Genomic DNA, 10,598 nt, shown 5'->3' with positions numbered 1-10,598 from the left:
ATGACAAATGAGAAGCTCTCGCGCAGAGCTCCGACACCAAATAGCCAACGAGCGGTAAGTGCTGCAGCACCAGCTCGTTGCGTTCTTTCTCTCGTATCACACCGAAAGCCCCCAACGAACATCCTTGGAAAACGTACAGGGACCATCTTGCCCCGCCCATGGATGCGGCAGGAGCGGATTCCACCTCAGCGGAAAAGTATTAGGCAAGTCCTGCGCAAATCCTGTGTTTGCCCTTCTGTCGGCCGTGAATCCACGGTGCGGCTGCCTAGTCTTTGGCCGCGCCCGGCGAGTGGATGAAGAGGCTCGCGAGGGCGGTGAGCAGAAGAAGGGACGCCGCGATGATGAAGCTGGTCTGCATTCCGTGGACGAAGTCGCCGCGATCGGCGATGAGGGCGCCGAAGACGGCGATGGCCACTGCGCCGCCAACCTGGCGGAACGTGTTGAAGACTGCGCTTGCGGTGCCTGCCTTTTCGCTCGGTACGCTCGCGAGCACGACGGCGGTGACCTGCGGCATCGCGATCGATCCACCGGAGCCCGTGAAAATCAGGAAGGCACCGACGAGCAGCGGCGATCCCAGCGGCGCCGTGAGAAGCATCCCGGTGAGTCCCACCACCATGGACGTCAATCCGACAACCACCGGCACCCGCGTGCCGAACCGGTTCGAGAGTGTTCCGCTGACGATGTTGCCGACGATGCTGAACGCCGCGGACGGAAGGAACGTGAAACCGGCCTGTAGCGGCGTCAGCCCGAGATGCTGTTGAAGGAAGAGACTGACGACAAAGACCGTACCGAAGTGGCCGACCATGAATGCGAACCCCACCGAGAGCGAGATTCTCATGCCGGTGGAGCGAAACAGCTCGAGTGGCATCATCGGGTGCCGGCCGCGCGCCTGGATCAGGAGGAAAGCAGCGAGGCTGACGACTGCCAGTACAAGGCTAATGATGACGGGCACCGCGCCGAAGCCTTCGGCTCCTCCCGTGATGAGGCCGTACATCAAAGCGGTCAGGGCAACGATCGCCGCCGTCTGGCCTGCCCAGTCGAACGGAGTCGGCCGTCGGGGTGACGTGGCTACGGAAGCCAGAAGAACCAGCATCGCGATGCACACGGGAAGGTTGATCCCGAACACGAGCCGCCAGTCCAACGTGGTGAGGAGGCCGCCGACAAGCGGTCCAACGGCTCCGGCAACTGCCCCGCCTACCGCCCATATCCCGAGGGCATGTGCTCGACGGCGGGGATCGGGAAAGGCCTGCCGAATCAGCGCCATCGACGCCGGTAGCATGATCGATGCCGCACCTCCTTGGAGGAAGCGGGCAGCGATGAGGACCCCCGACGTCGGCGCGAGGGCGCACGCGACCGACGCCACGAGGAACAGTGCGATGCCCCATCCCAGCGCCCTTTTCGCGCCGATCCGGTCCGACAAGTTCCCTGCGAAAAGCAGCAACGCGGCGAACATGAGCGTGTAGCCGTCAATCACCCATTGCAGGCTGGCAGTTCCGCCCCCGAGTTCCTTGCCGATGCTGGTGAGCGCGACGTTGACGATCAGGATGTCGAGGGTGATCAGGAAGAAACCCAGCGACGCAATCATGAGCGTGAGCCGTGCCCGGGGTGCATCGGCCATGGCCGAGGGAGGAACCGGAGCTGGCAACGTGGTTTCGGGACGAGTCATGGATTAAGGAAACAGCCCACGGAGAACATGAGGGAGTCACTGTCGTGAGGGGTACTGGCAGTGACCCCATCGTAAGCACAGCGAGCGCGGTCGGGGCCCCTGACGGTGTGCTAGCCGGTAAGTCCGAGGAACACCAGCAAAGCCCTTTCAATCTCAACGAGCTGAGCGGCTGTCAAGCGGCCGACCCGGCTTTGCACACCGGAACGCCGGACCGTCGTCAACTTGTCGATCATCACGTGACTTTCCTGCCGCAAGCCGGACAACTCCGAGGCTGAGACACTGACCCGCAGGAGGGGTGCATCGATCAGGGTTGTTGTCAGGGGAAGAACCGTGACGGAATCGGTGACGTCGAATCGGTCATCCTGGATGACCAACGCTGGCCGTGGCTTGGAAGCGTAGACGCCGCCGGCCACGGTCCAGAGTTCGCCGCGGTTCACACTTCGTCCCAGGGCGCTGACACAGCCTCGATGAAGTCCTGGTCATCAGAGTGACGGTCGGCAGCTGCGGCGGCAGCAGCTTGCCGATGTGCTTCCGCGTCGAATCCATCGGCTCGAACGTCAGGCACCCACACCTGGATTGGGCGGAAGCCGTGTTCGCGCATCCGCTTACGGTACTCACTAACCCGATCTCTGACTGTCATAGCATCGATGTTACATGTAACGTAATTGTGGCGACAAGCACGGAGATGTCCCTCGGAAGCGCGGCGAGCGCAAGGCCGCCCGCCGCCGTCGGTCACCCGCCGTCGGGCGCTTAAGCCACCAGCTCCGCGGCGGCGCTGTCCATGTGCTCGAGGATGGTCTTCCGCGCCAGGGATGCATCCCCGGTCTCGATGGCCGCCACGATGTCGTGGTGCCGCTCGACGCTCATGTTCTTGACGCCCTTTTCCAGTCCGGCGAACATGATGGACATCCGGATGGATCCCTCCAGGGACTCCCAGGAATGGAGCAGGGTCTCGTTGCCCGTGAGACGGCACATGGTGCGGTGGAATTCCAGATCGGACTCGATCCGTTCCTCGAGGCTTCCCTTGGCGGCGGCCGCCATGGCGTCGATTGCGGTACGCAGCGAAGTGATCACCGGTTGGCGGTCCGGCAGCTCGCAGAGCGTGCGCGCCGCGAGGGACTCCAGGGCCGCCCGCACGGAGTAGATATCGCGGATTTCCTTGGCATCGAGGTGCCGGACAGAAAGCCGGCCACGCGGTCCAGCAGACAGCAGGCCCTCCTGCTCAAGTTGCCGCAGGGCCTCCCGGAGCGTCCCCCGGCTGATCTGGAGCATGTCCGACAGCTCGGTTTCCACGAGGTGCCGTCCCGGTTCCAGCTCGCCGCTCGTGATGGCGGTGCGCAAGGCGGAGAGCGCCTGCTCGCGGAGGCTCTTCTTTTCCAGTCCCAGAAGGGGTGCTGTTGCTCCGGCCATCTTGTCCGTCCTCAATGTCAGTGGTCGACTGTTTACAGTCGGTGTGTTAACTGTTGATCTTACGTCAGGAGCGCGGAACCGGCCCACGCCTGCTCCGCGCTCCTGCCAAGGAATTACCAGGCTCAGCCGAGTTCCGCGAGGACCTTCGCCACGATCCGCTGCATCGACAATCCGTAGCGCTCGTGCAGGGTGGGCAGGGCACCGGCATCGAGGAACTCGTCCGGAAGTGCCACGGGAACGACGCGCTTGCCCAGCCCGGCCGAGACGACGGCGGAGGCCACGGTTTCGAACAGGCCGCCCACCACACTGTGGTTCTCCAGCGTGACGGCCAGGCGGTCGGTGTTCAGTTCCGCCAGGACGGTGGCGGCGTCGAACGGTTTGATGGTCGGCGCGTGCACGACGGCGACATCCACCTTGTGCGCCGCGAGCGCCTCCGCTGCCTGCAGCGCGCGCATGGTCATCAACCCGCTCGAGACGAACACGACGTCGTTGCCGCCGCGCAGCACCTTCGCCTTGCCGAGTTCGAACGTGTAGTCGTACTCGTCCAGCACGGTGGGGACGTTGCCGCGAAGGAGGCGCAGGTACGTAGGTCCGTCGCTGGCCGCCAACTGAGGCACGGCCTGTTCGATGTCCACGGAGTCGCACGGATCGACGATGGTCAGATTCGGCATTCCACGGAAAATCGCCATGTCCTCAGTGGCCTGGTGGCTGGGGCCGTAGCCCGTGGTGAGGCCCGGGAGTCCGCCCACGATATTCACGTTGAGGTTCGGCTCGGCGATGTCGAGGCACAAGAAGTCGTAGGCCCGGCGCGCGGCGAACACAGAATAAGTCGAGGCGAACGGCACCAGGCCGGTCTCGGCCAACCCCGCTGCCGCGCCGAAGAGCAACTGCTCGGCCATGCCCATCTGGAAAAACCGCTCGGGGAAGGCCTTCGCAAATATGTGCATGTCCGTGTATTTGCCGAGGTCAGCGGTGAGTCCGACGATACGCGGGTCGGCCTCGGCAGCCTTGACCAACGCGTGGCCGAAAGGCGCGGAAGAAGTCTTCTGGCCGGGATCCGCGAAGGACGCGATCATCGCTGAGGTTTTCAGCTTGGGGGCTGCGCCTTGCGGTGCTGTGCCTCTCGAGGCGGCGCCCTTCGACGCGGTGACGGTGCTCATCGGCCGGCCTTCCCGGTGGATCCTGCGGTCAGTTGCTTGCGGCAGAGCTGCCATTCGTGTTCTTCGATACGCATGAAGTGCGCCTTTTCACGTTCTTCAAGCAGCGGCACGCCGCGGCCCACCTTCGTGTCGCACAAGATCACGGAAGGGCGCCCGACGGCGGTGGCCCGGGCGGCGGCATTGTCGAACGCCGCCAGCAACGCACCGACGTCGTTCCCGTCCACCCGCTGCGTGTACCAGCCGAAGGCTTCCCACTTCTCCGTCGCGGGTTCGGTCCGGAGGACCGTGTCCGTCTTGCCGTCCGCCTGCAGCGCGTTGATGTCCACCAGGGCGGTGAGGTTTCCCAATTGGTGATGGTGCGCGCCCATGGCGGCTTCCCATGTGGAACCTTCGTCCAACTCACCGTCGGAAAGGAAGTTGTACACCCTCGCGCTGGAGCCCTCCCCCGATTGCGCGCGGTGCCGGAGGCCAAGGGCAATTCCGACGGCGATGGAGAGCCCGTGGCCAAGAGATCCTCCGGAGATTTCCATGCCCGGCGTGTACGTCGACATCCCGGACATGGGCAGGCGGGAATCGTCCGAACCATAGCTTTCGAGTTCCTCCACGGGAATGATCCCCGCCTCGGCCAGAGCTGCGTAGTGGCCGATCGCGTAGTGCCCGGTGGAAAGCAGGAAACGATCCCGGCCCTCCCACTCGGGATCATTGGCGCGGTAGCGGAGCTGGTCCGCATAGACCGCGGCGAGCATGTCCGCCGCTCCGAGGGCCTGGCCTACGTAGCCCTGGCCCTGGACTTCGCCCATGTTAAGGGCGTGGTGCCTGATCCGGTTGGCGGCTGCAGCTACCCGCTCGATGCGGTCCTTCACGGTTTCTCCCACCCGTCCGGCAGTGAATTGATCCTGTACCACCACCATTAGACATTCACCGACTGGGGAGTGCTTTTGGTGGCCTCATCGGCCAACTGGCGCTCCCGCTTGCCCCAGGTTTCGCGGGTAGCCAAAGCTGCCCAGAGACCAATCGCGGCGTACAGGCCGAAGAGCAAGGCCGGGCCCATCCATCCCATGGCGACGAAGAGCAGGGTGGTGATGAAGGGGGTGAAGCCGGAGATCGTGGCGGAGATCTGGTAGGCCAGCGAGGCGCCCGAGGCGCGGGTCTTCGCTTGGAACAGCTCGGGGAACCAAGCGCCTTGGGCGCCGGCGAGGGAGTTCTGGCAGACGCCGTAGGAGACGGCGATCGTGGCAATGATGAAGATGAACAAACCGGTGTTGACCAGCAGGAACATCGGAATGGCAAAGAGTACGGCGAAGGCGCATGACCAGATGTAGACGGGGCGGCGTCCAATCCTGTCCGTCAGCCGTGCCCAGGCCTGGGTCGCGAAGATGCCGATGGCCGAAGCGATGCAGAGGGCCACCAGGGTCTGGGTCTTGTCGGCCAAGTGCTGGCCGTTCAGGTAGGAAATCATGTACGTGATGGAGACGGCGTAGCCTGCGGTCTCGGCAATGCGGAGGCCGATGCCCTTGACGATGTTGCGCCAATCGGTCTTCAGGACCTCGACGATGGGCGACTTCACGATGGCACCGCTGTCCTTGACCTCATCGAAGACGGGGGATTCCGGGACCTTGGAACGGATGATCAGGCCTACGACCACCAACACCATGCTGGCAAGGAACGGAATGCGCCAGGCGAGCTCGCCGCCGAGCTGGACGCTGACGAGGAAGACCAGGTTGGCCAGCAGCAGTCCCACGGGGAATCCGGCCTGGACGATGCCCGTGTACTTCCCCTTCTTCTTCCATGGTGCGTGCTCATAGCTCATCAGGATGGCGCCGCCCCATTCGGCTCCGAAGGCCAGGCCCTGGACGATGCGGACGAACACGAGGAGCGCCGGCGCCAGGAGGCCCACTTGGCTGTAGGTGGGAAGAAGGCCGATCAGGAAGGTGGCCACGCCCATCAGGATGAGGGAGGCGACGAGGACCGGCTTGCGCCCCAGCTTGTCACCCAGGTGGCCGCCGATGATCCCGCCGATGGGACGGGCGGCGAAGCCGACGCCGAGGGTCGCGAAGGCGGCGAGGGTGCCGGTCACGGGATCGCCCGTGGGGAAGAATGCCGTTCCGAAGTACAAGGCAGCCGCGGTGCCGAAGCCGATGAAGTCATAGGTTTCGATGACCGCGCCGACGCCGGAGCCGATGGCAACACGCCTGGCGTCCTTGGTGCCGTGGACCGGACCGCGCATGGTCAGAGCTTCTTTGCTCATTGGTGAATCCCTTTCGAAGAGCGACTGAGGCTTGGCGCTCAGCACTGTCGACTGTTAACACATGATATGCCAGTGTGACCTGCATCATCTAGTTCTGTCAACAGTCAACTTCAAGGGTTGACTGTTGACAGTTAACTTAGCTACTGTGGTTCCCATCACTACTGCCTTCGGGCACGACTGGAGGAAACGAAGATGTTCAACTCCCGGCTTGGTTGCTCGTCCATCAGCTTCCGGCACCAGGATCTACCCACGGCATTGCGCACCATCAATGGCCTGGGCTTCGAGGAAATCGACCTCGGCGCGCTCCCGGGCGTCTGCGATCACGTTCCCTATGAACTGGATGCCGACGCCGTCACAGCCGTGACTGCGGAGGTCGCCGCCTCGGGGTTGCGGGTCCGCTCGGTGAACGGCGATATAGGCGACCTGAATGCAGTGCTCGACGCCGGCCAACGCGACGCCCGCCAAAGGCACCTCGATGCGCTGCTCACCCTGACTGCAAACACCGGCGCGAAGGCGCTGGTCCTCCCGTGCGGAGCGTTGTCACACGATCCGGTCCGCAGCCTCGACGAGGATCTGGACACCATCGCTGCCCAACTCATCGGTGCCGGGCAGCGCGCGGCGGAGTTCGGCGTCGAACTCTGGACCGAATCCCTGCACTTCCTCCGGTTCTGCTGGAACCTGGAACGTGCCGAACTGCTGGCCGCACGGCTGGCGGGCTCCGGCGTCGGGATTGTCATGGACTTCAGCCACATCGTCGCCGCGGGCGAAGACCCGCTCGAGTACATCGAGCGGCATCGGGGCCGGATTGCACATGTCCACCTGCGGGACGCGGTTCCGGGCAACATCAACCTCAGCATCGGAAACGGCCAGGCGGACTTCGCCGCCGGACTCCGCTCGCTCGCAGCCACCGGTTACAACGGCCACTTCTCGCTCGAGCTCGAAACCCGCGACGTCACCCACGACGAACGCCCGGCGGCGGCCGCCAAAGCCGCCAGCTTCATCACAGACCTCATCTGACTTTCACACCAACAAACCCAAGGAGCATCATGACCACCACCACCCAGCGCACCGCCGTCCTCACCGGGGCAACCTCGGACCGGGGCATCGGCATCACCACCGCACGCCGCTACGCCAGTAACGGCTGGGCCGTGGTGATCCTGGACCTCGACGGCGAGAAGTCCGCCAAAGTCGCAGCGGAAATCGGCAACCAGTTCAACGTCCCTGCGTTCGGTTACGAGATCGACGTCGCCGACGAAGCTTCCGTGAACGCGGCGTACAATGCGGTCGCCGCCGAAATCAGCGCAGGCAACCTCCCCGCCGTCGGCGCCCTCGCCAATATCGCGGGCATCACCTCCCCTGTCCCGTTCCTCGAAACCACGCTGGAACTGTGGCACAAGATCATGGACGTGAACGCCACCGGCACCTACCTGGTGACCAAGGCTTTCCTGCCGGACATGATCGCCAGCGGCTGGGGCCGCATCGTGAACATGTCCTCCGTTTCCGCCCAGCGCGGCGGCGGCGTCTTCGGCAAGGTCCCGTACTCCGCAGCGAAGGCAGCCATCCTCGGCTTCACTAAGGCGTTGGCCCGCGAAATCGGCGCCACCGGCGTCACCGTGAACGCCATTACTCCGGGCGCCGTGGACACGAACATCCGCGTCGGCAGCACCGACGAGCAGGAAGCCGCCATCAACGCCGGCATCCCGCTGGGCCGCAACGCCACCACGGAGGAAATCGCCGCCGTCATCACGTTCCTCTCTTCCGAGGAATCCGCCTACCTCACTGGCACCACCATCGACATCAATGGTGGAAGCCACATCCACTAGCAGTCCCCGCATCCGTAGCCGAAAGAGCCCACGATGACCAAAATCTTCAACGATCCCGCCGATTTCGCGGACGAAGCCCTCGCCGGCTTCTGCGACCTCCACTCCGGCCTGGTGCGCCAGGTTCCCGGCGGCGCAGTCCGCCGCCACCGTCCCGAGCAGCCCAAGGTGGCCGTCCTGGCCGGCGGCGGGTCCGGGCACTACCCGGCATTCGCCGGACTCATCGGCGCGGGACTGGCCGACGGCGCCGTCGTGGGCAACATCTTCACCTCGCCTTCCGCCCAACAGGCCTACTCCGTGGCCAAGGCTGCCGATAGCGGCGCCGGAGTGGTCTTCACGTATGGCAACTATGCCGGGGACGTCCTCAACTTCGGCATGGCCAGCGAGCGCTTGGCGGCGGAAGGCATCGCCGTCGAAAACGTGCTGGTGACGGACGATATCGCGAGCGCTCCGCCGTCGGAATCCGCCAAACGCCGTGGCATCGCGGGTGACTTCACCGTCTTCAAGATCATGGGCGCCGCCGCCGAAGCGGGAGCCGGGCTGGCCGACGTCGTGCGCTTGGGCCGCAAGGCCAACAGCCTCACCCGCACCATCGGCAGCGCCTTCCACGGCTGCACCTTCCCCGGCGCCGAAGCTCCGCTGTTCACGCTCAAGGACAAGCAGATGGGACTTGGCCTGGGCATCCACGGCGAGCCCGGCCTGTTCGACACCGATCTCCCTCCGGCGAAGGAACTCGGGCAGGAACTCGTCGACCGGCTGCTGGCAGAAACACCGCAAGGGGCGGGCAACCGCCTGGCTGTGATCCTCAACGGACTCGGCTCCACCAAGCATGAAGAACTCTTCGTCCTGTGGCTGACCGTGGCACCGTTGCTGCGCGCCGCCGGGTACACCCTGGTCATGCCGGAGGTCGGCGAACTGGTCACGAGCCTGGACATGTCCGGCGTCTCCCTCACCATCACCTGGCTGGACGAAGAACTTGAGCCGCTCTGGACGGCCCCCGCGGAAACGCCCGCTTACCGGCGCGGCAACGCCGCCCTTGCTGGCGGTTTGTTTGCCGAGGAAGCGTACGACGGCGGCCCAACCGCCATGGAGTTTGCGGCCACTTTGGACTCGCGCAACTACGCCGCGAACTGCGCTGCCGCGCTGGAGGCGGCCCGGAATGCACTGCACGACGCCGAATCGCACCTTGGCGACATGGACGCGGTAGCGGGCGACGGCGACCACGGCCGCGGGATGGTCCGCGGAATCGACGCCGCCACTGCCGCAGCCGCGAAGGCCCTGGCCGATGGTGCCGGAGCCGGCGATATGTTGGTAGCCGCGGGCGACGCCTGGGCGGACAAGGCCGGCGGAACTTCCGGAGTCCTGTGGGGCGCGGGCCTCCGGGCATTCGGCGAATCCCTCGGCAATGACGAGGCGCCCGAACCGGCTGGACTCGCCGCTGCCGTGACAGCGTTCGCCGCGCGGATCACCGATCTGGGCAAGGCCGAGATCGGCGACAAGACCATGGTGGACGCCCTGCTCCCCTTCGCCGAAACGTTCAGCAATCGCGTCGCCGAAGGCGTTCCTCCGGAGCTCGCCTGGACTGAAGCTGCCGAGGCGGCCACCTCGGCCGCGCAAGCCACGGCCTCGCTCCGTCCGCTCAAGGGAAGGGCCCGGCCGCTGGCGGAAAAGAGCCTGGGCACAGCCGATCCCGGAGCTACTTCGCTCGCGATGATCTTCACCGTCATGGGCCCCCACGTTGTGAGTGCCGGGAAGGTCACGGCATGAGCACGAAAGGTTTCCGACTCATCCTGGGTGCCGATGAAGCAGGCGTCGACTACAAGGACCGCATCATGGCGGACCTGCGGAACGATCCGCGGATCAGCGAGATCATCGACATCGGCGTCAACCGCAGCGACTCCACCGAAGACTTCACCACCCCCTACCCTTACGTGGGGATCAAGGCCGGTGAACTCATCCGCGACGGCCATGCAGACCGGGCCATCCTGTTCTGCGGCACCGGGATCGGCGTGGCCATCGCGGCGAACAAGGTGGACGGCATTCGCGCCACGACGGCCCACGATTCCTTCTCCGTGGAGCGATCCATCCTGTCCAACGACTGCCAGGTGCTCACGATGGGCCAGCGCGTCGTCGGGATCGAATTGGCCAGCAGGCTGGCCCGGGAATGGCTCGGCTACGCCTTCGACCCGGCCTCGGCCTCGGCCGACAAGGTCAAGGTGCTCACGGATTTCGAGGGCTGCTGAGTCCCGTCCCCCGTCCCAACTAGACGATATGAGGGGTTGCAGGTCCTTCCC

Annotated in this window: 11 protein-coding genes; 4 read left to right on the top strand and 7 right to left on the bottom strand. The window is 64.9% G+C overall.

The genetic code is table 11. The annotated features are described in order from the left end of the window. Window positions 1-265: 265 nt before the first annotated feature. The 7 genes from KNN17_RS21460 to KNN17_RS21430 all read right to left on the bottom strand — a co-directional run bounded on the left by KNN17_RS21460 (window position 266) and on the right by KNN17_RS21430 (window position 6,484). Window positions 266-1,666: an MFS transporter gene (locus KNN17_RS21460; protein ID WP_241710867.1), complete on the bottom strand. Its 1,401-nt coding sequence runs from the start codon at window positions 1,664-1,666 to the stop codon at window positions 266-268. A 110-nt stretch (window positions 1,667-1,776) separates the two neighbouring features. After that, window positions 1,777-2,103, bottom strand: coding sequence for a type II toxin-antitoxin system PemK/MazF family toxin (locus tag KNN17_RS21455; protein WP_241710866.1), 327 nt, complete (start codon window positions 2,101-2,103; stop codon window positions 1,777-1,779). Beyond that, window positions 2,100-2,306: an antitoxin MazE family protein gene (locus tag KNN17_RS21450; RefSeq protein WP_241710865.1), complete on the bottom strand. Its 207-nt coding sequence runs from the start codon at window positions 2,304-2,306 to the stop codon at window positions 2,100-2,102. The genes KNN17_RS21455 and KNN17_RS21450 overlap by 4 nt, the downstream gene beginning before the upstream one ends. Window positions 2,307-2,416: 110 nt before the next feature. Further along, window positions 2,417-3,076: a GntR family transcriptional regulator gene (locus KNN17_RS21445; protein ID WP_241710863.1), complete on the bottom strand. Its 660-nt coding sequence runs from the start codon at window positions 3,074-3,076 to the stop codon at window positions 2,417-2,419. A gap of 122 nt (window positions 3,077-3,198) precedes the next feature. Next, window positions 3,199-4,236 carry a transketolase family protein gene (locus KNN17_RS21440; RefSeq protein ID WP_372489719.1) on the bottom strand — a complete coding sequence of 346 codons (1,038 nt, stop codon included), beginning with the start codon at window positions 4,234-4,236 and terminating at the stop codon, window positions 3,199-3,201. After that, a complete protein-coding gene (locus KNN17_RS21435) occupies window positions 4,233-5,147 on the bottom strand; it encodes a transketolase (RefSeq protein ID WP_241710861.1) in 915 nt (304 codons plus the stop codon). The genes KNN17_RS21440 and KNN17_RS21435 overlap by 4 nt, the downstream gene beginning before the upstream one ends. Further along, window positions 5,147-6,484, bottom strand: a complete 1,338-nt coding sequence (locus KNN17_RS21430) for an MFS transporter (RefSeq protein ID WP_078107546.1) — start codon at window positions 6,482-6,484, stop codon at window positions 5,147-5,149. The genes KNN17_RS21435 and KNN17_RS21430 overlap by 1 nt, the downstream gene beginning before the upstream one ends. 192 nt (window positions 6,485-6,676) lie before the next feature. On the opposite strand from KNN17_RS21430, the gene KNN17_RS21425 reads away from it, so the two are divergent. Genes KNN17_RS21425 through KNN17_RS21410 form a run of 4 tightly spaced genes read left to right on the top strand, consistent with a single transcriptional unit; the run spans window position 6,677 to window position 10,547 of the window. Continuing rightward, entirely contained in the window at window positions 6,677-7,501 is an 825-nt protein-coding gene (locus KNN17_RS21425) for a sugar phosphate isomerase/epimerase family protein (RefSeq protein WP_241710859.1), read from the top strand. 29 nt (window positions 7,502-7,530) lie between these two features. Further along, window positions 7,531-8,307, top strand: a complete 777-nt coding sequence (locus KNN17_RS21420; protein ID WP_241710857.1) for an SDR family NAD(P)-dependent oxidoreductase — start codon at window positions 7,531-7,533, stop codon at window positions 8,305-8,307. A gap of 33 nt (window positions 8,308-8,340) precedes the next feature. Continuing rightward, window positions 8,341-10,071, top strand: coding sequence for a dihydroxyacetone kinase family protein (locus KNN17_RS21415; protein WP_241710855.1), 1,731 nt, complete (start codon window positions 8,341-8,343; stop codon window positions 10,069-10,071). Continuing rightward, window positions 10,068-10,547 carry an RpiB/LacA/LacB family sugar-phosphate isomerase gene (locus KNN17_RS21410; protein WP_241710853.1) on the top strand — a complete coding sequence of 160 codons (480 nt, stop codon included), beginning with the start codon at window positions 10,068-10,070 and terminating at the stop codon, window positions 10,545-10,547. Before KNN17_RS21415 ends, KNN17_RS21410 begins: the two co-directional genes overlap by 4 nt. Window positions 10,548-10,598 lie beyond the last annotated feature (51 nt).

This window comes from Arthrobacter bambusae, from assembly GCF_022606295.1.
Classification (GTDB): domain Bacteria; phylum Actinomycetota; class Actinomycetes; order Actinomycetales; family Micrococcaceae; genus Arthrobacter; species Arthrobacter bambusae_A.
The sequence above is the reverse complement of the archived record's forward strand: the minus strand, read 5'-3'. Positions and strand labels throughout refer to the sequence as shown.